Origin of the sequence: Haloarcula rubripromontorii (genome assembly GCF_001280425.1) — an archaeon.
GTDB classification, from domain to species: domain Archaea; phylum Halobacteriota; class Halobacteria; order Halobacteriales; family Haloarculaceae; genus Haloarcula; species Haloarcula rubripromontorii.
In genome coordinates this window covers 75,706-97,963 of the sequence record NZ_LIUF01000002.1, presented here as the reverse complement: position 1 = coordinate 97,963, position 22,258 = coordinate 75,706, and the positions used below count along the sequence as shown (strand labels likewise).

Here is a 22,258-nt window from a genome sequence, read left to right as displayed (position 1 = left end):
AGAGAGAATGAAGCGAATACCGGCCGTCTCATCGGCGTTAGTCGTCGGCTTCGGCCGACTCCGCTCGGGGAATCATCACGTCGGTGAGGCCCGCTTCGATTTCCTCGCGGCGGTCCTCGAACTTCCCGGGCAGGACCAGCCGGCCGCCGAGGTCATCGAGCGGTTCGTCGCTGTCGTAGCCGGGACCGCTCGTGGCGAGTTCGAACAGGATGCCGCCGAACTCCCGGAAGTAGACCGACCGGAACCAGTGGCGGTCGATCTGTGACGTGGGGCGCAGCCCCGCGTTGCGGACGGCGTCGCGCATCGACTGCTGGTCCTCGTCGGTCGGCGTCTGGAAGGCAACGTGGTGGACCGTGCCGTGACCCTGCCGGCCGCCTTCGATGGTCGGCAACACGTCGACGTACTTCCCAACGGACCCCGGCGCGGCAAATCGAGTCCGCTCGTCGCCGGGCGTGTCGCCCTGTGCCTGCTCGGTACCGACTTCCTCTAGACCCATCGTCCGGAGCAGGTCCTCCGTGGGTTCGGGGTCAGCCAGCCACAGCGTCACGGAGTGGAAGCCACGGATCGCGGCGTCTTCGGGGACGAACGCCGTCCACGGCTCGGTCGGGTCGTCGTCAGGAATCTCGACTTCGACCAGTTCGACCGGAAGTCCGTCCGGGTCGCGGAACGGGAGGACAGTCTCACCGAATCGCTCGACGCGGTCGTCGTAGTCGACGCCGTACTCGTCGAAGCGGCCCTCCCAGTAGTCGAGGCTTCCCTCCGGCACGCGGAACGCTGTGCGTGAGACCTGTCCGGAGCCGACCGTCCCCTGTGTGTGGTTTTCCCACGGGAAGAACGTCATGCTCGTCCCCGGGTTCCCCTCAGCGTCGGCAAAGAAGAAGTGGTACGTACTGGGGTCGTCCTGATTGATCGAGCGCTTGACGAGCCGGAGACCGAGCGTTTCGGCCCAGAAGTCCATGTTTTGCTGTGGGTCGCTGGCGATACACGTGACGTGGTGGATACCCGGTGTCGGGGTGACTTCGGTCATTAGTATCGATACGTGCCGAAACTACTTCAATGACTGCTGACGCGAGTGTTACCGGGTTACTATCCGTAGAAACGGATGGGACTGACGAGTCGTGCGACGGACAGCAATTATATATGACGCTGGTGGGACATTCGCGTATGGCAGACGCGGACCGGACAGCGATTCTCGGCGGGACCTTCACACCGATTCACAACGGCCACCGGGCGCTCCTGCACAAGGCGTTTCAGACCGCAAGCCACGACGGGAGCGGCGATGGTCACGTCATCGTTGGTCTGACCAGCCCCGAGCTGGCCACAGAGACGCGTAGTGATCCGACACACGTCAAACAGTTGGGTGCGTACGATGACCGTCGAAGCGCGCTCGCGTCCGAACTGGACCAGTTGGGTGAGCCGTACACCGCCACGTATGAGATTGTGCGGTTAGACGACACGCAGGGACCGGCCGCGACACGGGCGGACGTGGACGCGCTCGTCGCCTCGCCGGAGGCGAAGGCACAGCGGCGCGCATACGAACTCAATCAACAGCGGCGAGACGCGGGGCTCCACCCGCTGGAAATCCACACGCCGCCGTTCGTCGTCGCCGAAGACGGCACGCGGATCAGCAGCACCCGGATCCGGAACGGCGAAATCGACGTACACGGCCGCCTGCTCGCCTCGGAATGACAGCGGCCAGTTAGAAGTTCGTCCCCGGACCCGAGCTGTCACTCCACGGTATCCGGACCGTCCGTATCCAGCCGTTCGGCAGCCCCGTCGACGGTCAACGGCACGTTCTCTGTTCGACCCTCGAACAGTCTGACGACCTGTGGCGGGCGCAGGTCACAGTCCCGAAGTAGCTCGGTGTCGGTCAGGATCCGTCGGGTCGTCCCCCTCGCGGCAACCGCGCCGGTATCGTCGAGCAACAGCACCCGGTCGGCGACGTGGGGGACGAGTTCGGTGTCCGGCGTCGAGACGACGAGCGTGACGCCATCGGCCGCAAGTTCGTCGAGCAAGTCGAGAATCGTTCCCCGGTTCGCAGCGTCGACGTTGCTCACCGGCTCATCGAGCAACAGCACGTCCGGCTCGACGGTGAGTGCGCTTGCAAGAGCGGCTCGGCGCTGTTCGCCGCCGCTAAGTCGGAACGGCGGCTTTGACAGGAGGCCATTGAGGGCAAGCCGGTCCGCGACTCGCTGGACGCGGCGCTCGACTTCCGCACGGTCGCAGTCGAGCTGTGCCGGCCCGTAGGCGAGATCCTCTCGGACAGTCGGATTGAACAGGTAATCGGCAGGGTTCTGCGTGAGGACACTGAGGCGGCTGCGGACGGTGTCTGCGTCGGTCGTCTCCCCGAAGTACCGCACCTGCCCGCCGTCAGGGTCGACCAGACCGCCCAGCAGTTCCAGCAGCGTCGACTTGCCAGCCCCGTTCGGACCGAGCAGTGCCACACGCTCGCCGCGCTCGATGGATGCGTCGACGCCGTCGACGGCCAGCGTCCCGTCAGGGTAGGCGTAGCGGAGGTCGGTGGCCTCGATAGCGGTCACGCGACCACCACCACCGCGACAGCGAATGCGACGATCAGACCGAAGGTGAGATCGGCCCGCCCGAGCGGTTTCCGGGGCTGTGCCGGCGTCGGGCCAGTGCCGCCGCGGGCGCGGGCGGCCCGCTGGACCCGCTCCCCACGCTCTAAGCTCCGGACGAGAAACGAGCCGACGAAGTGTCCCGAATCGCGCCAGTTCCGGCGGAGGCTCGGCTCGGCGATGGTCCGGCTCCGTCGAGCCCGGACCATGCGTTCGAGTTCAGCAAAAAAGAGGAGGAGATAGCGATACGTGATTCCGAGCAGCGAAACGACAATCGACGGGACCCGAAGCCGGCGAAACGCCGCCAGCAGGTCGGCGAAACGAGTCGTCAACAACAGCACAGACAGAAAGCCGACACACGCAGTTACGCGGACGGCGAACGTGAGCACATAGTCGACGCCAGCGGCCGAGAGGGGGAGCGAACCCAGCGAGGGGCCATGCATCAGGAACGCTTGCGGGGCGACGACGACGAACGCAAACACCGGTGGGCCGGTCAGGCGACCCAGAAAAGTACGGAGAGGTACCCGAGAAATAGCCGCAAGCGCCGTCGCGAGGAGCGCGAGCGCGCTGACGACTGCCAGCGCCTGCTGTGTCACGGTAAGCGCGACGAGCGTCGCGATACCGACGAGCTTGACCGTCGGCGTAACGGCCTGGAGGAACCCGTCTCGATCCGGCAGCTCCTCAGCAAGCAGGAACCACTGGGCGCTGGCCGCAATGGCTGCGATCGTTCGGTCGAGCAGGTCCCTGCCGGACATGCGCTATTGCCGTCCGTCGGCGTCCGTTCCGAGTACGCGTCCGATAACGGCACCGAGGAGGAGCGTCAGCGCCGTCCCGACGACAGCCGACACGAACGTCCCGGTCGCGCCGCCGAGGCCAGGGACGCCGTAGTCCGGGAACAGCGCCGTTCCGACGGCGGTGGCGTGTTCTGTCGCGCCGGTCGCCTCGGCGGCATTTTCCAGCGGTTCGGCGTAGCCGACCTGACCGGCCGCCCACCCGAACACCGGCGCGAGCAGCGTCAGGACAAGTAGCGCGGCGAGCGCACGGGGTAGCCAGTCGGGGTATTCCGGGGCCATCACGCGCTCACCTCCGGTGCGGCGTTGGGCCGGAGGTCAGGGCGAGCGCGAGCGAGGTAGCGGTACACCGAGGCGGTGATGGCACCCTCAATCAGCCCTAGCACGAGGTGTCCGACGCCCATTATCGACAGTGTCGTCAGCAACTGGTACTGGAACGCCGAGGAGAGACCGAGCTGGAGGGCGGCGGTCAGCGCACCGGCCGTGATTCCCAGCCACCCCGCGACGAGGGCAGCGCGAAATTCACCGTAAGGGACGAGCAGGCGATAGATTGCATAGCCGACGTACACCTCGACGATAGCCATGTTGAACACGTTCGCGCCAAGCACCACGAGCCCGCCATCGCCGAAGACGAGCGCCTGAATCGTGACGACAGTGGCGACACAGAGCGCGCCCAGATGCGGGCCGAGGAGAATCGCCGCGAACGCGCCCCCGACGAAGTGGGCGCTAGTCCCGCCCGGAATCGGCCAGTCGAGCATCTGTGCGGCAAAGATGCTCGCCGCGACGACGCCGAGCAACGGTGCGCGCGCATCAGATATCTCACCGTTGACGCGCTTCGCAGCGACGCTCAGAACGACAACCGCAAGCGCACCAAACAGCAGTGCAAGCGGCAGATCGATATATCCGTCCGGAATGTGCATACTACTCACGTCTGGTCCCGGCGATGTAATAATACTTTTTCATCGGGCAGTATTACTGACGGCGGGTGAGTATTACCGAAGCCCGGATACCCATATGCAGGCCCGTCCCTATCGGCACACATGAGTGAGGATCTCGACCGGATCAGCCTGACACTTCCATCGTCGATGGTCGACCGACTCGACGGCATCGTCGACGAATGGGAATACGCGAGTCGGTCGGAGGCGATACGCGACTCGCTACGCGACTTCTTTGCGGCCTACGAATGGGAATCCGGCGACGAGCAACACCACCACGGGACCATCGTCATCGTCCACGACCACCACGTCTCGGGCATCGCTGACGAACTCCAGACCGTCCAACACGAAATGGCCGACATCATCACCTCCGTGCAGCACATCCACCTCTCCCACGACACCTGTATGGAGACGCTAGTCGTCGAGGGCGCGGGCGACACGATCACGGAGTTGGCCAACCGACTCCGGGCCATCGGTGGCGTCCAGCAGGTCAAGGTCGTGGTCGTCGACGAGTGAGCAGCGGACCGCGAGCGAGAGCGATCCCGAAGCGATAGGGCCATTCGGTTCAGCAGATAGCTCTCTTATACGCGGCTTCGAGACAACAGAAATGGGCCCTGCCGGTTTCGCGGTTCCGTCCTGCGGTTACTGAAAGTAAGTCGATGAGTCATTGTTACACCTCAGGGAGGTAATCGCGGCGCTGTTCGGACTTCTCACGCTCGCCACGGCGGTCGTAATGCTTGTCGAGAATCTGGTCGCTCGCGTTCAGTCGGTCCGACACCACACGGCGCGGGACATCCTCACGCCGATACGCGGTGACTCTGCCACTCCGAACGTCATGTGGTGACCGAGCGGACGGACACGTTGAGGCCTTCTTGTTGGACGTAGCTTCGCACTCTTCCGGATCACGGTCATGCGGGCATTCCGCTCCCCGCCAGCACGGCCGAGTGACCCTGTACATCGTCATCCGGAACGTCGACGTGGAGGCACGCCCCTGCTGAGTCGTGATGAGCGGACGGCGGCCGTGTTCGTCAAAAACCGATTCACGGGGACCGTCAATGTAGTCCTGTACGACGGTAGCAACGTGTTCGCTGATAGCGTTCCAGCGTTGTCCCTTCTCGCCGTTCTTCAGCGGCGTGTCGGACTGTGGGCGATGGACGAACTCGATACCAGGGTCACTCGCTTCGAGCTCGCAATCATCGATATCCAGCCCACGAATCGCGCCCATACGCGCACCGGTATGCCACAGCAGAAGGGCGATGACGTGAGTCCTCGACGCGTACTTGTACATCTGTAGGTAGTCGAGAATTACATCGGCACGCTCAGGGTCGAGCGTGGATGCACTCACCTCACCAGCGCCGTTGATCGTCGGAAGCGGGACTTTGGTTCGAAGATTCTCTGGAACGGCATCCACTTCGGCAGCGAAGCGAAGGAACGAGCGGACTGTCGCCAGCTGGCCTCGAAGGGTGATGGGCTCGATGCTCTCTCGCTCTTTCCCGTTCCCCTCCCGTCGCCAGACGCGATAGGCGTACAGGTCCCGCCCCGAAAGGTCGTTCAGGTTCTCAATACCTTCCTCGCGGCAGAACTGTTCGAATGCTTCCAGACGGTACTCCTGTGACTGTATCGTCGATTCGGTTAGTTCGTCCTGCCGGGCCTTGAGGTACATACTGATAGCGCGGCCCGGTTCCAGTGGTTGGAGATCGTTACTCACGCCTTCTCACCTCCGCACACTGGTCGCCCATCGTCAGAGCTGCGGGCCGCACAGTCTGAACAGGTCGGCTTGAGGGTCCGTGCATCAATCCCGTCAGCGTCAGCTCGACAGGTGGCGCAACTGCCGTCGTCAGAACTATTCGATTGCGATGCTTCAGTGTTCGTGCGGGGCTGTAGCCCCGTAATGGTGGATTCGCTCATGGTCTACAGAGCGCGAAGCCACCTTTTCGGGCGGTGTACCAGACCGCCCGTTCGTCACGAACCAAGGAGAGTCATCTTCGACCGAATCAGGTGCTTCGCATATCCATAAACAGGCCGATTATGCATAAATGCATTGGTGGCCTTAATTCGAATTGTTAGTGAGAAATAAGATAGTCTATACTCTTGTGGGACATGAATGCGTCAGTCAGGATCTTGGATGACTATCTGGGATGACCGAATACTGGAGATAATCCGCGAAGAGGAATCAGGAACCTCAACGGAGCTCGCAAAGCGAGAGGAAATCCATATTGCCCAGTCAACGGTTTCTCGCCGACTCCAGAAACTTGGCGAACACGATCTCCTCCGCCCTCTCGGAAACGGAGTTTACGTCCTAACTGATGAAGGAGAAGCGTATCTCGAAGAAAAATACGACGCTGAAAGGGAACGCTACATCAACGGTGGCGGATCTTCCGACGAAGAAAATGGTGCAGATGCGGCTGACGGTCCCGGTATCAACAGTTGACGACGTTGCCCTGAACCATGTCACGCAAGCCCGCCAAATGGATGGTCCCGCTCGATGAACGAATCCTCGAAATACTGAAAGCCGAGGGGTGGTCATCACCACGATATATTGCGGAGAAGGTATCGCTCCGTGCCTCTGTAGGCCGTGTGCGTGAACGCTGTCGGATGCTTACGTACGCACAGATGATCGAACCGTTGACTCGTCAGTTCCAGAACTACGATATCACAGGATACGGGCTACGGTATCTGGAAGGTCAGTTAGATGCCAGTAATCAGCCGTGGCCATCAGCCAAGAAAGTTCTGAGAGGGTGAAAATGGAACGTCTCAGAGTGAAACAGCGAGGTATTCCATACCTCAAGGACATTAGCTACTGATTCGGCTATAGACTGACTTCATCAGCACAATGTGCAATAAGAATATGTTATGTGCTTATTGTAGCACATCGTAGGTCGCCCAAATCACAGCACCAATTACTGCTCCGAATAAAAAATATGCTCCTAATTCTCGTGCATAATCCGAAAGCAGTAGTATAACCATGGCGACTAACGCCAGCGGCACGATTTTGAGGAGCGTCTGGTCAAAGACCCGGAGGATTCCACCAAATAGCTTGTTTTTCCTACGGGACTGGGAGTCTGTGGACATTTTCTGGTAGAGTGCCTGCTTGTACGCTCTCAATACACTTTGTTAACTTCTTTGAACTTCCTACCAAAATCATGCCACTCCATGACATTATAATTACCGATGGGCTTTTGCCCGCAACGTACACTTGCCCAAATACATGATCGGACAGGGGACTAAACAACTTGATCTATATGACTTCTTTAGCATTTTCATCCCTGGTGCTACAGTTATTTTGGCGATAGTCCCACTCCTACCGAACAGCGTTAGCTTCCCTGCTGCGGCCGCGGTCGCGGTCCTTATTATCGGTGGCGTTGTGCTTGGACGCTCTGTCCACGCAGCGCGTTTATTCTTAGAAAAGCGTGGAGGTGCAACAACACACAGAGATGAATTCATTCAAGAGCTATTCAACCCGACCGAGTTGACTGATGATTTGGTTGGTCAATTCTATCGAGAGTGTATTTCTCACTTCGACGAGACAGACCTCCCTAATAAGCTGGCCAATCTTGAGAAAGGCGAGCACTCCGAAGATATTGATATGCTTTACTCGTTAGTCCGATCAAAGGTGCACATTGACTCACGGGGACGGTCACGGACATTCCAAGCTATTTACGACTTTTATGGTAGTATGTGGGTTGTTTCGTCATTTTTAGCCACTATTTACTATGGATATGCGATATTGGTATCAGGAACCTCTGATTCAGTTGAGGTAATGGATTCTACGACAATTTTAGGAAATTACGGCATTGATCCAGTGCTGATCGGCCTCGGATCCGTCCTAATATTCGGCAGCGGTTATAAGATATTCAGAACAATGCGAGCGAAGTACAGGAGTATATTTGTCCAATACCTTATGTCAGATTTCATTGTTATATCGAAGGAGGAAGACGTTCAATTCAAACTCATACAAGAATGATTGTGAGAAGAGCTTAGAGTGGCTATTTCTCAGTAGTGATTAACTGCGTAGCCTCAATTTCATAGGTTCCTGGTACACTCAGTGTATCGGCGATCTCCCGCTTCTGTTGAATGGTAAGATCATCTCGACAAAGTACGGTTTGTATTCGTTCTTCGATTCGCCAAGAGAACTCAGCAGAGCGCATGAGTGCCTTCGTCTTGTTGCACTCCCAGAACTCGGCGGCTTGCTCTATAGTGTCCGTGCGGTGCGCGTGCTTACCGTCTTCGCGGATTCGCATACCACCTGCTCGTGAACACGAGGTCAAAAGACAGGTATTCTCGACTAACTCGAAGACCGATTACTGATAAAGACCGCCGCGGCCCATGCCCATCGTAGCACGATCACATCGACGTTCCTACCCGATTGGTTTCGAGTATGCACACGGCCAGTACCCGCTCGTGTGCATATCGCGTCGAGCACGATCTTCGAGCTGCGACCCCGTGGGTTCAGTGAAAATCGGATTGTGTAGTGTTATATTGAGTTCAAGCCTGCCTTGTAGTATTTTAGAACCGGAATTAATATTAGAAAATCCGCCAAACGGCCATTTGCGGGTTGGTTCCCGCTGAAATCAAAAGGGTAATACTGGTCTCCAAACCAGGGGGTCAGATCCAGGCCCCCCTTGACGCACACTTTCAACCCGTTCTATATTGGTTTCAAGCTAAGGCTGAGCGGCGAAATGTTACACTAACAGTAAATTGGTTTTAATATGATATACAGATGTTGAGTAATCGCAATGGATTTGAAAGAACTATTCCGTGATGATGACGCCGTCTCCCCGGTTATCGGTGTTATCCTGATGGTCGCAATCACAGTAATTCTTGCAGCTGTTATCGCATCGTTCGTGCTTGGTCTCGGTGACCAAGCTCAACAGGCAACTCCGCAGGCCAGTTTCTCATTTGACTATGAGGGCGGCGAACAGCGGGCGTTAACTATTACGCACGACGGTGGTGACACGATCAGTCCGAACGAGCTGTATGTTCGTGGCAGTAATATGGATAACAATACCGGTACTGGCGCTTCAAATACCGGTGACTGGACCTCAGTTGGTGGAAGCGTCAACTCCGATTCAGAGGTAACCGCCGGAAGTTCTGCTCGTCTTGGTGACACAGCCGATGGAGGAGTTCCAAGTGACTACAATGTTCGAGTTGTATACGAAACTCAAGAAGGAGATAACTCTGCGACGCTAGCACAGGACAGCGGACCTGACGCATAACTGCGTCACTCTTCTTGTTTTTATTAGAACCAGTAGAGGCATCTACCGACTCTACCTGTCTTTTACCGACACACTCGAGCCTGTTTCTCGTCCGCTTTGAGCGGATGAGAACTCTATGTTCGGAAAGATAGACATCGAAGACGCTCTCGCTGGTGTGATTTTCACCGCCAGCGCGTTCGTCACCAACGGTATCGCTTCGATCAGTATGCTCGGCTACGACCTCGGCGCGTCTGTCGCTACGGTCCAGAACACGAGCATTGATCTCGCCTTCCTGCTGTCGCTCGGCGCGCTTGCCGCCGCCTACGCGACCAACCGAGTCAACGAGAGCCGTAACAAGTCCTACGAACTCGACACCGATCTGGCGAACATCGCCAAAGGCTCGGCCACTGTCGAGACGTATCTCGCGCTCGGGACGCTCGTTATCGTCCTGTTCACCGGTTTGAACATCCTCGGTGCGCGGGACATCGTCGTCGGCTCAGCTGCTATCGGCCTTGTCGTCGTCGGCGTCGAGGCCGCTGGCTACTACGTCATCAGCTACTTGGGGTGATTCCGATGGACCGCATACTCAGCTATGGGCTTATGGGCGTCATCGGCGTCTCTGGGTCCACAATTGCCGCGGCTATCATCGGTTCTCCGCTCCCCGTTGTCAGCCCCGCCGTTCTTGCGGGCGGTATCATTGCTGCGCACCACGCCCGAGAGAAGGACACCGACGCTGCGACAGACGATGATGTGCGGGAACACGTCGAGCAGGTCGAAGCCGACGGAGGGCGAGAACTGTGACCCGCTCTCGATCGGTCGTGCTGGCCGCGCTCATCGTCTGCTCCGCCGTCGTGGGTGCTGTCGGTCCCGCCTTAGCACAGACAGCCACCGACAGCGGGCCAGTCACCTACGAGGCTACCGGCTCACCTATGACGGTCATTGTCGACACCAGTGACCTCAACGGCGGCACGGAGTTCACCGTCGAGTACACCACGCAGGGCGGCCCGTCTACCGAGACAACCGTGATGGCACGTGAAACGTACAATACGGCGAACCTCGACCAAGACCAATTGCTGTTCTTCAACGAGGGCGCGTATGAATCGCTGAACGTCACCGTGTCGGACTACTCCGGTGGCGAACCCAAGTTCGAGACCAAACATGGCCTCGTTGGTGGTTTGAACCTCGTTCGTACCGTCGTCGGGACGACCGGCGGCGATTCCGATTTGAATTGCGACACACACGAGAAGATTGGCAACATGGTAAGTGGTGTCAAGAATCTCGACTGTACCGCACAGCCGGGCACGACGACCGTCAACACAACCGGCCTCGACCAGCAGGATACGGAGATAGAACTGTATCAGTCCGCACAAAACCAGAAAGCAGCCAGTGAGAACTACCAGACCACGCTGGACAACTACCTGGCCGACACGAAGACGCAAGCCCGGATTATCGGCAAGAACGCCTATATCCGGTCGCTGAACAACGGTAGTAGCAAAGCAGCGGCCAAAACAGACGCGAAACAGGCCGTAACAGAGTACTACACTACTAAGCAGGTTAATCTACTCTCCCAGTACGAACAATCCGTTAGCCAGTGGGACTACCTGCGGACCCAAGCCGATACCAAGGGCCTACAATCCGGTACTGACGACTACAAGCAACAGAACTTCGTTCAGGGCCGGACCCGCGACGAAGAGGGCCGTACGTGGTGGACTGATACCTCAGATCCAGCATACTCCAATCACGTCAATTATGAGGGGACCGTGACTGAATCAGTCACACTCCTGAACGGCACACAAACATCTGTTATTGCTCACAAGTGGCACTTCAGTCGGGATAATAGTGGCACCTCAGGCACTCGGACTGCAACCATCACCGACCAGTACGCACAGTTTAACGACTTGTCTGGTGGTGGTGGCTGGTTTGCCGCCGGAGATCGCCTCGCTGTCGAGGGTTATGCTTCCGACGTAGACCGCGTAATCGTCGTGAATCAGACCCGCTACTCGGAGCAGTGGTCGAACATCCAGTCTCAAGAACAGCAGGTTCGGAATGACATGGATACGTTGGCCGAAAATACCTACTCAGCCTATCAGAGCGGCGAAATCAATAACAGCGACCTCGTTGATCCCTACGTGCTAGCGAACCAGCAGTCCGCGGGCGACGACTTCCAGGGCTGGACCGCTGCACAGCTCACCCTGCTCGGGACGAACTCCCCGGAGAACTTCGACCAGATCGGGAGTTTCAACGTCACCACTGGGGACGGCACGCAGTACGAGGGCGTCCTATTCTCCCAGGAAAACCCTGCAAGCGGCCAGTTCGAGAACGGGACGACCTACGACACGGCCAACATCGGCGGCACGCAGTACGTCGTCACCAGTGACCGCATCGTCGAGTTAGACGGGACATTCACCATCGACAGAATCACCACAACCAGCGGTGAGACCACCGAGAACGTCACTATCCAGAAAACCACCTACGAAACCACGAACGTCACTGAACTCAAACAGCAGTACGAAGATCTCGCCTACAAGCGCGCACAGATCGAAGCCCGCGAACAAGCCTTACAACAGTCTGCTGGCGGTGGCTTCCTCGGTGATGGAAAGGTGAGCCCTATCGCCGCGCTCGCCATCATCGGCACGCTACTCGCCGTCGTCGTCTTGCAGAACTAATTCCCATGCGATCCATTCTTTTCGCCGCGCTGCTCGTTGTCAGCTTCGGCTGCGTCAGCGCCCCGACCGCCGCACAGTCCGCGGGGAACGTCCCCGTCGAAACGCCCGGCCCACAGCCCACGGCCCACGACTCAGACACGAACGCCACTCGCATCGACGGGAACACTGAGATAGTCGGCTCGGAATACCGACCTGACGAGGGTATCGCCCGCATCACTCTCCGGTCGAACGCCACCCAAGTCGTCAGCATCTCCGATGCCGGTCGCTTCCAGGGCGGCGGGAAGATTCCCGTCCGCTCGGTGGCACTCGAATCCGGCGAAACTACTACCGTCGAGGTTCCCGTGACCGAGCAAGACGGCTACGTCGGCGTCGCCATCTCCACGGAGAACACGCCCCTGTACGCCGAAATCGTTCAGCGGCCGTCGGGTGGCGGTCTCGACATCCTGCGGGCCCTGTCATCACTCCAAGCGTGGCTCGCCGGAGCGGGTGTCGCGTTCGTCTGGATGGTTATCGCCGGCTGGAACGTCATGCGCGGCGAGAACGGCCGTCCGGAGGTGGCATAATGCCCGCACCGACCTTCGCGGACAACCGCGACCGTCTCACCTACCTGCTTGCCGAGTACAAGCTTCTGGTTACAGGGATGATCCTCGGCGCGGCTGTCCTGGTCGTCTACTACCAGCCCCAGCTGCCCACGCTCCCGACCTGGATGCCAGCTATCGCTGTCGGCTGGCTCGTGCTGGCGATTCCCTGCTATCTCGTCGGCGCGAAGATTGCTCGGTGGCTTCGCCGTCGCAACTGGGTCGAAGTCCACCACGTCAACGCCGTCGAGGATACCACGGAGAAGTACTACGTCCCGCCGCAACTCTGGCGCGAGAAAGAAATCGACGGCCCGGACCCCTACCCCGTCAACGGCGGGAGTGCATGGGCCGTCCGCGAGTACGAGTATCTGGAAGACATCGACCAACTCCGCGTCGAGGGCGTCTGGCTTGAAGGCTGTCAGGACACCCAACTGATGACCAGCAAGAAGCAGATGCAGGACATTCACGGCTGGCTCATCGACCGTGCCGAGGAACTCGCAGCCATCCGCGGCCGCTGGTCCCGCGGCTCGGTCGAACTCCAGCAGAAGCTTGTCACGGCCGAAGCCGAAGCGAACGAGCGCGGTCAGATGATCCAGAAGACCGCCGCCAAGGACACCTTCGGCGACCTCATCGAGGACGGCGAAGACTTCGACGACGCACCGACGATTCACGATCTCACCGACGCCCCGGACCCCACAGCAGACGCCGCCGTGGGCGATGGGCCGACAGTCCCGACAGATCACAACCAAGACCCGCAGGTGAACGATGACTGACGACAGTACCGACCTCTACACGCCCGCACAGTTCCGCGAGTACCAGGACGGCTACGGCCAGCGTGACCCCGACGAAGTACACGCGCACGCTGGCATCGTCCGTGACGAGAAGTTATCTCGCTACCTCTCGATACTCGAAACACACTACGATCCTCAGCGCTGTGACCGCCCGGAGAAGATGCCCGGTCAGGCCAAAGACCTCCGCCACGTCCGCGACATCATCCGCATCGAAGGGACCGAAACCGCCCGCCGAGCGATGGCTAACGGTGATATGCAATCTTTGAAGCAGTTCACCGGCGATGCCGGCCAGCGGGCCGATATCTCCGGTATCAAAGCCATCGACCAGCTCCGGGCACAGATGACCGGGCCCGCGCCGATGTTCTACCAGTGGGCCGAACCCGGAACGGGAAAGTCGAACTTCGCCTGTTTGCTCGGTCAACTCTGGAAGGAACAGCAGGGTTCGGATGCGCTGGTGGCTTCGAACATCCGAACGCTCGAAGAGACCGACGAGTGGACCGACAAGCACGGTGACCGCCGCGACGGCTGGCTCGCCAACTACGGCGAACTGAACGAATGGCTCAAACAGGACGGCGATCCGATGCACAACGAACAGGCCCCGAAGCTGTTCATCTTCGACGAGGCCAGCAGTAACGCCGGTGGCGGCGGGAAGGACGGCTACGATACGAAACAGAAGCTCGGGCCGCTCACGTACAAGATCCGCAAGTACGGCGGCTCACTCATCGTCATCGGCCACGACGGCCGCGACGTACACCCGTTGGTTCGGGAACTCGCCGTCTGTGTCCACAAGGAAGGCCTGAAAGAGGCGACGTTCTACGAAGACGTGAAAGGTCGGAAGGGCGTGAACCCGATCTTCTCGGTGTCCGGTATTCCCGAGACGGATTGGCGCTACGACGACAAGGAGCCAACTACGTGGTCCTGGTCGAGCGGCGAGGAAGACGAGGATGAGGTGGACCCGGCGGACCTCTCGCGGAAGCTCGCGATCTACACAGTCATCACGGCGAAGGAGTCTGACCCGGACAGACCAAACCACGAAATCGCCGATTTCGTCCCGTACAGCGCCGAATGGGTCCGACAGCGCTGGAACGAGTACGAACACGACGGCGACCATCGAAACGTGGTTGGTGAAGTGACGGAGTTAACCGCATGACAGCGACGGGATTCGAGGAAACCAACAACAACCAACCCCCCGGCGCACCCCTTCTATTGGCCCATAGCCGGCGCTCACTGTCGCTCGCTTCGAGAGCCATGGGCAACGGCCGCGAACAGGCCGGAGGAGTATCTATATATGACGCACGCGAGGTGCGCGAATGAGTCGGAGCCACAAAGCCAATCACTATGGTACACTCGTCGAGCGGAAAGCTGCTGAGCGATACGACCTTGAATTAGATCGGTGCAGCTGGCACGACGCAAAGCGACCCGATGGAACGCCGGTCGAAATCAAATCGGCGATGCACCGCCATGCCGACGGTCAGCCGGGCACGTTCAAACTCTACGACCAGTATCATGAGCAGTTACGGGCCGCGAATGGGTGGTATGTGTTCGGCGTGTATCGGGTTCGTGGGCAAGGGGTGGAGATCATGGAGTGGGAGATGCGTCATTCGTCACGGTTGCCTCGTCTTGATTGGCATGGCGGTGGAAAACACCGGGATAGTCTTCAAGCAAAGTTGTCGATACGAAGTATAGCGGGGAACAAATAGGTTGATTCAGATCGAAAAAGCCTGATTAGGATATACATCATAAACCTTCTTATCAATCTCTATGCCTTGTGGATAAAAGTCAGAGAATTCAACAACAGTTGTCTCATGGTCCCCATCCCGGAAAAGACCCATATCGGTGAATACTTTCCGGCTTATCTCATTCATTTGGTCAGAATAGACCGTATCTTCACCATATTTTTCAAACCACCATTGGATAGCATCTCGCCCGTATCCCTTATTTCGAGAGTTCTCCCGTACGTATACTTGCTGTAAAGTCTTATGCCCCCAGCGAATACTCCAAGAAATAAACCCAATTATGTTCTCTCCATTTGACAATAGGACAAATTCGTCCATATCTGGATTGTAGTCCGTAGCGAGTCCTGTTTCAATATTTACCTCATCAACCATCGCGGTGATGGCACTGTTTATTCTGCTGCTTGCAGGAGGGTCAATGTAGTAACAAACTAGTCCGTTGACAGTACCATCAATTTCGGGGGAGTATCTGTCAAATATCCAGTCTTCTGTCAGAGCCGTATCTATACTGATTTCATTGCCTGGATGGCCGATATAATAAGGTACGCCACAGTCTGAGCATTTAATCAAAATAACATCTTCTCCTCCTTCATTCTCCATTGACATGGGTCTTTCATCAAAATCATTTCTGGTACAGTCGCAGTCATCTGGATGTGTTCGTCCAGTTATTGATAGAAGAGAGTCGTGACTGTACAGAAACATGGGTTGGCCAATTATGGAAGATATCTTGTCACCAAGCTGATAGTGATTTTCTCTAGATGTGACTGCATCTTCACCAAAAACATACAAATCTCCTTTAAACGTGCTGGACCAATCAGAAACTACTTTATTTGGTTCTATACTGTCAAGTACTTCCCAAGATTTGTTATAAGGATGATAGTAATGATAACTGAGTTCATTATCATTCTCATCGTAAACCAGTCCAGCAAACATCAAGCTAGAGTTTTTATATCTCAGATGATATGGGACAACGGTTCGGCTGGATGTTTGCATTTCGCTTAGTTCCTCAGCAGTAACGAACCGACTTGGCCAGTCCATAGTGACTACCATCTTTTTGATGAAATAAAACATCTGCGACAATGCTTCTGCTCGAAATGGTAGCTGTGCAGTGTATTTTGGGTAGGTGGCCTTAGCCACACGACTAAGGGGAACCCGGAAGCTTGCTTTCCGGGTTCCCCCTGGTCGCGCGGCTGGGTGACGTGACCAGCGGGAACGAACCAAGCCGCGCGACACGCGATTTTCGGGAGAAAACGCACAGTATTGCCGCTAAAAACGTGTGCGAGATAGTGATGCCTCTATCCAGGGGGCGTGGCTACCCGCCGCGCCACTCGTCGGCCGGCGGACAGCCGGCCGCTTTCCACGCCTCGAAGTCGAACCCGTCGCGGGCACTCTCTGCGGCGCGTTCCTCCCGTCGGTAGTCACCTGACCGGTAGGCCGTCCGGAACGCCTTCGACAGGTCACGGAACCGCTCACGGCCGCCGTCGGCCGTCTCAACGGTCACGTGGACGCCGTAGGTGTTGTCTTCGACACACTGCGTGTACGCCGTCTGAATCTCACGCAGGATGTTCCGCGCTTCCTCGAAGTCAGCCGGCGTGTAGCCAACCTTCAACAGCTTCCGGCAGTCGTCAGCGTCCGTCTCCGTGATAGCGTACTCGCGACGAACCCGCGCCCATCGTGACCGCGCACGTTCCTCCGCGGCGTCAGCCAACTCCATCGCCGCGCTCCCGATCTCCTGCTGGAATCGATCACCGGCGGCGCGAACTCGCTTCAACAGTTCCTGCTGGATCTTTTTCGACGACAGTTCCAGTTCGCCGTAGGTGTGTTCGATCAGCCCTTCCATCCGGTCGATCACTGTCCGGATCGTTCGGTAGGTGTAGCCCGTCTGCTCAGCTGCCGCCTGGGGCGAGACCTTCCCGCCGTCGGTCAGCAACAACTCCGTCACGTCGCGGTCTGCGGTGGTCATGTCGCCCCACAGCTGCATCACGCGGTGCTCCTGGTCGTCTTCGATCTTCGGCAGCGGACACTGCACGAACTTCCGGGCTTCCGTCGTATCGCGAACGTTCCAGAACGGATCAAAATCAACGAATACACTGCTATCAGCGCTGGTCGCAAGCCCACACCAGTCCAGACAGTTCAAGATCGTCTCTTCCAGCTCGCGCCGGGCGTCGTCGAGGTGGTCCCACCGAACGGTTTCCTCGGTTCGGCTGGTCTGGTAGGCGACTTCGAACTTCGGGTGGTACATCGGATGATCCGGCTCGTAGTTCTCCGGGTGGTTCGGGTAGTAGTGCTTGAGTTCCTTCCCCAGCCCATGCCCACGGACCAGCTGGTCGGCCTTCTCGTCTTCAACGGTGGCAGTGACGTAGTATCCTGGCAGTTTCGTGTTGTCTTCGACGTGCTTGCGATAGCCTGAGCGGTCGCCCTGAATCAGCGTGTGACACCGCGCTATCGGCCCGTCCGGCGCGTACAGCGGCCCGCTGTCTGCCCGGTACAGCCGGACGTAGTACGCGAGGTCGCTGATGTGGCTGTCTGGGTGTGGCTGGTCGAAGTACCGCGCGGCGATTCCGTAGGCGTCCATCACGCGCTTCACCAGCGTCAGATACTCCTCGTGGGGCAGGTTCGATGCCTGCACCTGCACGTCGATGTACGGCGCGCCGTAGTCCGGTACAGACACGGGTTCGCCATCCGACGTGAGGTTCGGCCACCGTGGGCGGACGGTGATCGTCCCGCCCTTCACGCGCTTGTCCCGATCTGCCCGCTTCCCCTCGTAGGTGGGCGAGTTCTTCGCGACGAAGTAGAACTGGAACTCGCGGACGTTCTGAATCTGGAACTCGGGATTGTCCCACGCATCCAGACCGCTTTCGGAGTAGTCGAAGCAGGTGGCCCACGTTTCGCCGTTGAACTCGATGTCTCTGGTCGGCTTCCCTTCGGTTTCCCAGCGGTCGCCCCACTCCTTGATGAGGGAATCCATCGCGTAGTAGGGTTTCAGCCCGTATTCCGGCACGCTGGGGTCGGGATGCACGCCAATCGTAAAGCGCACGTCGCCCTCATGAGGGGCACATTTGAGATGCCGCGACATCCCTACCTCCCGCCCTCGATCTCCGCGACAGCCCGCTCGACTTCGGCCTGACTCTCCGCGAGTGGCTGGTGGTTTGTCCAGTCGAACTGAAGGGGTTCACCCGCCTCTACATCGTACAGTCGGGAGGCTCGAACAAACCCCTTCACGCGCTGGTCACCTCGATTTTCTCACGGGCTCGCCGAAGCAGATTCCCGACTGTACCCGGTGCGCGGTCGGTCTTGCGGGCGTACTCACGGGGCCCATACTGGCCCATGCCCACAGCTTTGAACACCTCCCGTTCGGCGTCAGTCAGCGGCGACAGGTCCGGTTCGTAGTCGAAGAGCGACGACTGCGGACTCATCGCCAGTCACCTCCGAAACACTCCGGGTTCCCACAGAGTTTGTAGTGGGGCCGATACGCGGCGATAGGAACGTCCGTGAACTCCGCGTCACTTCGGTACTCGGCTTCGGGACAGGCGGGTTGTGGCTCGTCCGCGTCAGGGTCGAGGCGGTGCAGCGTGTCCGCGTACTGCGAACGGTTCCGCACGCCCTTCTCAGGGAGCGTAGCAGGCGCTGACGCCTTACTCATCACTCGCACCTCCGAATCGCAAAACCGCCGGACAGCAGCGACCCCCAACAAGAGGCTTGTTGAACTCAGGTTTCAGCGGGGGTGTACTCGAACCCCGATATAGCCGAATTGCAACCGCTCGCACACCTGAAGCTACCGATTCGTTTGGGATACGATTCAGGCAGGAACGGGATGGGCCCTGCCGGATTTGAACCAGCGCTCAATCGGTTATGAGCCGATCGCTTTAACCAGACTAAGCTAAGGGCCCTCAGAACGATGTTGATGAGTCCGCATCTTTAGCCTGTCGGGTTCGAGTCATCGGGTTCCGATAGCTGAAAGCGACAGACTGGCAGTGAAATCGGCCGAGAGAACGACGCCACCGCCAGGGCTCGAACCTGGGACAACCTGGGTAACAACCAGGTGCTCTACCAACTGAGCTACGGCGGCGCGAACGCATTCAGTCATTGCCAGAGTTGGTAATTAGGGCTTTCGTTTCCAGTCGGCATCGACACGCTTTCACGCACTTGTGCGCAAGCGGCGGTATGAGCGATGAGTTCGACGCCGTCGTCGATACGGTGCGAACGCGGGTCTCGCCCACTGACGACGAACAGGCGCAGTTACAGCGGGTCGCCGACGCGGTGATAGCCGACGCCGAAGCAGCCATCGCCGACCTCCCGGTCGAAGCGGAAGTGGTGCAGGTCGGCTCGACGGCACGAGGGACGTGGACCGCTGGGGACCGAGATGTGGACGTGTTCGTCTGCTTTCCGCCGTCTCTTGACCGCGAGCAGTTGGAGGAGTACGGCCTGGTCGTCGGACACGACGTCCTCCCAGATGGGCGCGAGGAGTACGCCGAACATCCCTACGTCGTCGGCGAGCGCGAGGGGTACGCTATCGACCTGGTGCCCTGTTATGCGGTCGCAGGCGCCACCGAAATCAAGTCCGCAGTGGACCGCACGCCGTTTCACACCAGATACCTGCAGGCGCGACTGGACGACGACAGCGCGGGTGAGGTCCGGGTGGCAAAACAGTTCCTGAAAGGCATCGGCGTCTACGGGAGCGACCTCCGGACGCGCGGGTTCTCTGGGTATCTAGCGGAGCTACTGGTGCTTGAGTACGGCGGGTTCCGGGAGTTCGTCGAGGCAGTCGCGGACTGGCACCCGCCAGTTCGGCTGGACCCCGAGCGCCACGGAACCGAGACGTTTGACGATCCGCTGGTCGTCATCGATCCGACGGACCCGGAGCGCAATGTCGCGGCAGTGTTGTCCGCTACAAACGTTGCCACGCTCCAGCACTACGCCCGGGACCTCCTCGCCGAGCCACGGGCGTCGCTGTTCACCGAGGACGACCCGGCCCCGTTCACGGCAGCAGACATCGAGGCCGCGGTGTCACAGCGGGAAACGACGCCAGTGGCGCTCCGTTTCGCCGCCCCGGATGTCGTCGACGACCAGCTCTGGCCACAGCTCCGGAAGTCCCTCGGCGGGCTCTGCAGCGAACTCGACCGACGCGGGTTCGAGGTCCTGCGGTCAGCCGCGTTCGTCGAGGGCGACAACGGTGCGGAGGAAGCACCAGACGGCGAGAGCCAAGAACGGGACGCCGTCCTGCTGCTCGAATTCGCCGTCGCCCAGCGGCCGGCCGTCGAGCGTCACGAGGGGCCGCCGGTGCATGTCCGCGAGCACGCGAGCGGGTTCTTTGAAAAGTACGACGACAACTCCGAGGTGGCCGGCCCTTTCATCGACGGCGGGCGCTACGTCGTCGAGCGACCCCGGGTATTCACTACAGCTACTGGGTTTCTGTCGAGCGATGCAGTGTACGAGGTCGGGCTGGGGCCGCGGATCGAGTCGGCACTTGAGAGCGGGTACGACGTACTGGTCGGCACAGACATCGCAACGCTTGCCGACGGCTTTGGTGTCGATTTGGCGATCTACTTCGCGCCGAAGCCCTGATCGGCGAGGTCATCGAGAACATCGCGGGCGTCGTCGCTGACATCGTCGTCCGGTTCCATCGGCTGGTAGCCGTCAAAGACCTCGTGGACGGTCGTAACCGAGTCCGAGAGCGTATCAAGGCCGTAGCCGCCTTCAAGAATGATTCCCAGCGCGGCGTCACAGGCGTCTGTGAGTGATCGCATCCGGTCGGTCATCGCGCCGTACCCCTCCGTAGAGACACGCATCCGTGAGATGGGGTCGTGTTCGTGCGCGTCGAAGCCGGCGCTAATGAGCAACAGATCGGGATCGTAGTCCTCGATGGCCGGTGCAATGCACTCGTCGATTGCGGCGAGGTAGTCGACGGTGTCAGCACCGGGCTTGTATTTCACGTTGAGGTTCGTGCCGTCGGCGTCGCCCGTGCCGGTCTCCGAGATGTCGCCGGTTCCGGGGTAGAGCCCGTCCTCGTGTATCGAGGCGTAGAACACGTCCGAACGGTCGTAGAAGATGTCCTGTGTGCCGTTCCCGTGGTGGACATCCCAGTCGAAGATAGCGACGCGGTCGGCGTCGGCTTCGAGGGCGGCCTGTGCAGCGACGGCCGCGTTGTTGATGAAACAAAAGCCCATGGCGTCGTCGCCTACAGCGTGATGGCCGGGCGGTCGGCCGAGTGAGAACGGCGTATCACGACCGGAGTTGCCGTCAAGCGCAGCCTCCGCCGCCCAGACGGCGAGGCCGGCCGAGGCAAGCGCGGCGTCCCACGTCTCCTCGACCGCAACGGTGTCGGCGTCCCAGTTCCCGCCGCCGTCGTCACAGAAGTCGCGGAACTCCGCGATGTAATCGCTGTCGTGGACCGTACGCACGAGGTCGATGTCGGCGTCATCGGCGGCGACGTACTCGACACCGTGGTTCTCCTTGAGCGCGCGCCGTATCGCTCGAAGTCTGTCGGGACTCTCCGGGTGTCGCGGGCCGGTGTCGTGGTCCAGACAGACCTCGCGGTAGCCGAAGTTCATTCAGTAGTACTGTTCGAGTTCGAAGTACGTTTCCACGTCAGCTGCCTTGATGGTCCGGCGATCAGCGTGACGAGCCAACGTGGCGGCCGCGGCAGCCGTCTCGTCGGCGTACGTTTCAAGGAGCGACGCGAGCGCGACGCGGGCGTCCATGGCGACGCGGTAGTCATCGTTGATGTCGAGCCGAGCGATGCGGTCGACCGGCGCGACGGGGAGTTCGAGGCCGTCCTTTTCGGGAACCTGCTCGATGCCGAAATCGGACGGCATCAGCGTCTTTCGCCCGTCCGTGGTGGCCTCCGTGGCTGCCGTGACGGCGAGCGAAGCGCCGTGGTCCTGTATTCGACGAGCCAGTTCCTCCGCAGCGTCGGCACTCACCCGGAGCCCGTCCGCGTTCCGCCGAATGACCGCATCCACCGGTGCGAACGGTAGCTCGACACTCATACCC

The 22,258-nt window shown here is 59.3% G+C and carries 27 protein-coding genes and 2 tRNA genes; 13 read left to right on the top strand and 16 right to left on the bottom strand.

What is annotated here, in order from left to right:
• Positions 1-37: 37 nt before the first annotated feature.
• Positions 38-1,027, bottom strand: coding sequence for a VOC family protein (locus AMS69_RS05730; RefSeq protein WP_053967130.1), 990 nt, complete (start codon positions 1,025-1,027; stop codon positions 38-40).
• 137 nt (positions 1,028-1,164) lie between these two features.
• Here AMS69_RS05730 and AMS69_RS05725 point away from each other — a divergent pair, with 137 nt between their 5' ends.
• Positions 1,165-1,689 (top strand): phosphopantetheine adenylyltransferase, encoded by a 525-nt coding sequence (locus AMS69_RS05725; RefSeq protein ID WP_053967129.1) that lies wholly within the window; start codon positions 1,165-1,167, stop codon positions 1,687-1,689.
• 38 nt (positions 1,690-1,727) lie between these two features.
• On the opposite strand, the gene AMS69_RS05720 is transcribed toward AMS69_RS05725, so the two are convergent.
• The 4 genes from AMS69_RS05720 to AMS69_RS05705 are packed head-to-tail and all read right to left on the bottom strand — an operon-like array spanning position 1,728 to position 4,287.
• Positions 1,728-2,540, bottom strand: coding sequence for an energy-coupling factor ABC transporter ATP-binding protein (locus AMS69_RS05720; RefSeq protein ID WP_053967128.1), 813 nt, complete (start codon positions 2,538-2,540; stop codon positions 1,728-1,730).
• Positions 2,537-3,331 (bottom strand): cobalt ECF transporter T component CbiQ, encoded by a 795-nt coding sequence (gene cbiQ / locus AMS69_RS05715; protein WP_053967127.1) that lies wholly within the window; start codon positions 3,329-3,331, stop codon positions 2,537-2,539. The genes AMS69_RS05720 and cbiQ overlap by 4 nt, the downstream gene beginning before the upstream one ends.
• 3 nt (positions 3,332-3,334) lie before the next feature.
• Positions 3,335-3,649: a PDGLE domain-containing protein gene (locus AMS69_RS05710; protein ID WP_053967126.1), complete on the bottom strand. Its 315-nt coding sequence runs from the start codon at positions 3,647-3,649 to the stop codon at positions 3,335-3,337.
• On the bottom strand, positions 3,649-4,287 hold the full coding sequence (locus AMS69_RS05705; RefSeq protein WP_053967125.1) for an energy-coupling factor ABC transporter permease: 639 nt from the start codon (positions 4,285-4,287) through the stop codon (positions 3,649-3,651). The genes AMS69_RS05710 and AMS69_RS05705 overlap by 1 nt, the downstream gene beginning before the upstream one ends.
• A 120-nt stretch (positions 4,288-4,407) precedes the next feature.
• Between AMS69_RS05705 and nikR the strand changes: the two genes are divergently transcribed.
• Positions 4,408-4,818 (top strand): nickel-responsive transcriptional regulator NikR, encoded by a 411-nt coding sequence (gene nikR / locus AMS69_RS05700; RefSeq protein WP_053967124.1) that lies wholly within the window; start codon positions 4,408-4,410, stop codon positions 4,816-4,818.
• 154 nt (positions 4,819-4,972) lie between these two features.
• Here nikR and AMS69_RS05695 read toward each other — a convergent pair whose 3' ends face one another.
• The gene (locus AMS69_RS05695) at positions 4,973-5,965 is read right to left on the bottom strand and encodes a tyrosine-type recombinase/integrase (RefSeq protein ID WP_053967123.1); all 993 of its coding nucleotides are present in this window, start codon (positions 5,963-5,965) and stop codon (positions 4,973-4,975) included.
• Positions 5,966-6,406: 441 nt separating this feature from the next.
• On the opposite strand from AMS69_RS05695, the gene AMS69_RS05690 reads away from it, so the two are divergent.
• Together AMS69_RS05690 and AMS69_RS05680 are read left to right on the top strand one after the other, a co-directional pair.
• Entirely contained in the window at positions 6,407-6,733 is a 327-nt protein-coding gene (locus AMS69_RS05690; protein ID WP_053967122.1) for a helix-turn-helix transcriptional regulator, read from the top strand.
• 777 nt (positions 6,734-7,510) lie between these two features.
• Complete coding sequence (locus tag AMS69_RS05680) at positions 7,511-8,266, top strand: hypothetical protein (RefSeq protein WP_053967120.1); 756 nt, start codon at positions 7,511-7,513, stop codon at positions 8,264-8,266.
• Between the two features lie 22 nt (positions 8,267-8,288).
• Here the strand turns inward: AMS69_RS05680 and AMS69_RS21255 are convergent, their stop codons facing one another.
• A complete protein-coding gene (locus AMS69_RS21255; RefSeq protein WP_053967119.1) occupies positions 8,289-8,543 on the bottom strand; it encodes a DUF7692 domain-containing protein in 255 nt (84 codons plus the stop codon).
• A 495-nt stretch (positions 8,544-9,038) separates the two neighbouring features.
• On the opposite strand from AMS69_RS21255, the gene AMS69_RS19575 reads away from it, so the two are divergent.
• From AMS69_RS19575 to AMS69_RS21195, 8 genes are all read left to right on the top strand, one after another.
• The gene (locus tag AMS69_RS19575; RefSeq protein ID WP_077067764.1) at positions 9,039-9,518 is read left to right on the top strand and encodes a type IV pilin; all 480 of its coding nucleotides are present in this window, start codon (positions 9,039-9,041) and stop codon (positions 9,516-9,518) included.
• A gap of 115 nt (positions 9,519-9,633) precedes the next feature.
• Entirely contained in the window at positions 9,634-10,065 is a 432-nt protein-coding gene (locus tag AMS69_RS05670; protein WP_053967118.1) for a hypothetical protein, read from the top strand.
• Positions 10,066-10,070: 5 nt separating this feature from the next.
• Positions 10,071-10,298, top strand: coding sequence for a hypothetical protein (locus tag AMS69_RS05665; RefSeq protein ID WP_053967117.1), 228 nt, complete (start codon positions 10,071-10,073; stop codon positions 10,296-10,298).
• A complete protein-coding gene (locus AMS69_RS20565) occupies positions 10,295-12,163 on the top strand; it encodes a hypothetical protein (protein ID WP_053967116.1) in 1,869 nt (622 codons plus the stop codon). The genes AMS69_RS05665 and AMS69_RS20565 overlap by 4 nt, the downstream gene beginning before the upstream one ends.
• Positions 12,164-12,168: 5 nt before the next feature.
• The gene (locus tag AMS69_RS05655) at positions 12,169-12,726 is read left to right on the top strand and encodes a hypothetical protein (RefSeq protein WP_053967115.1); all 558 of its coding nucleotides are present in this window, start codon (positions 12,169-12,171) and stop codon (positions 12,724-12,726) included.
• Positions 12,726-13,514, top strand: coding sequence for a hypothetical protein (locus AMS69_RS05650; protein ID WP_053967114.1), 789 nt, complete (start codon positions 12,726-12,728; stop codon positions 13,512-13,514). Before AMS69_RS05655 ends, AMS69_RS05650 begins: the two co-directional genes overlap by 1 nt.
• A complete protein-coding gene (locus AMS69_RS05645) occupies positions 13,507-14,682 on the top strand; it encodes a hypothetical protein (protein ID WP_053967113.1) in 1,176 nt (391 codons plus the stop codon). Before AMS69_RS05650 ends, AMS69_RS05645 begins: the two co-directional genes overlap by 8 nt.
• Positions 14,683-14,842: 160 nt before the next feature.
• On the top strand, positions 14,843-15,232 hold the full coding sequence (locus tag AMS69_RS21195) for a hypothetical protein (protein WP_053967112.1): 390 nt from the start codon (positions 14,843-14,845) through the stop codon (positions 15,230-15,232).
• Positions 15,233-15,238: 6 nt separating this feature from the next.
• On the opposite strand, the gene AMS69_RS20105 is transcribed toward AMS69_RS21195, so the two are convergent.
• The 7 genes from AMS69_RS20105 to AMS69_RS05610 form a co-directional block, all read right to left on the bottom strand.
• On the bottom strand, positions 15,239-16,303 hold the full coding sequence (locus tag AMS69_RS20105) for a GNAT family N-acetyltransferase (RefSeq protein WP_162230983.1): 1,065 nt from the start codon (positions 16,301-16,303) through the stop codon (positions 15,239-15,241).
• A 274-nt stretch (positions 16,304-16,577) separates the two neighbouring features.
• Positions 16,578-18,341, bottom strand: a complete 1,764-nt coding sequence (locus tag AMS69_RS05630) for a DUF7845 domain-containing protein (protein ID WP_238378350.1) — start codon at positions 18,339-18,341, stop codon at positions 16,578-16,580.
• Positions 18,342-18,343: 2 nt separating this feature from the next.
• The gene (locus tag AMS69_RS20560) at positions 18,344-18,487 is read right to left on the bottom strand and encodes a hypothetical protein (protein ID WP_170082803.1); all 144 of its coding nucleotides are present in this window, start codon (positions 18,485-18,487) and stop codon (positions 18,344-18,346) included.
• The gene (locus tag AMS69_RS05625; RefSeq protein ID WP_053967110.1) at positions 18,484-18,681 is read right to left on the bottom strand and encodes a helix-turn-helix transcriptional regulator; all 198 of its coding nucleotides are present in this window, start codon (positions 18,679-18,681) and stop codon (positions 18,484-18,486) included. The genes AMS69_RS20560 and AMS69_RS05625 overlap by 4 nt, the downstream gene beginning before the upstream one ends.
• Entirely contained in the window at positions 18,678-18,908 is a 231-nt protein-coding gene (locus AMS69_RS05620) for a hypothetical protein (RefSeq protein WP_053967109.1), read from the bottom strand. The genes AMS69_RS05625 and AMS69_RS05620 overlap by 4 nt, the downstream gene beginning before the upstream one ends.
• A gap of 172 nt (positions 18,909-19,080) precedes the next feature.
• Positions 19,081-19,155: transfer RNA gene (locus tag AMS69_RS05615), tRNA-Ile, on the bottom strand.
• Between the two features lie 106 nt (positions 19,156-19,261).
• Positions 19,262-19,334 (bottom strand) — tRNA-Asn (locus AMS69_RS05610).
• A gap of 95 nt (positions 19,335-19,429) precedes the next feature.
• Between AMS69_RS05610 and cca the strand changes: the two genes are divergently transcribed.
• Positions 19,430-20,830, top strand: coding sequence for a CCA tRNA nucleotidyltransferase (cca, locus tag AMS69_RS05605; protein ID WP_053967108.1), 1,401 nt, complete (start codon positions 19,430-19,432; stop codon positions 20,828-20,830).
• Here cca and AMS69_RS05600 read toward each other — a convergent pair.
• Both AMS69_RS05600 and AMS69_RS05595 read right to left on the bottom strand, forming a co-directional pair.
• A complete protein-coding gene (locus AMS69_RS05600) occupies positions 20,809-21,816 on the bottom strand; it encodes a histone deacetylase family protein (protein ID WP_053967107.1) in 1,008 nt (335 codons plus the stop codon). The genes cca and AMS69_RS05600 overlap by 22 nt on opposite strands.
• Positions 21,817-22,254, bottom strand: coding sequence for a histone (locus AMS69_RS05595; protein WP_053967106.1), 438 nt, complete (start codon positions 22,252-22,254; stop codon positions 21,817-21,819).
• Positions 22,255-22,258 lie beyond the last annotated feature (4 nt).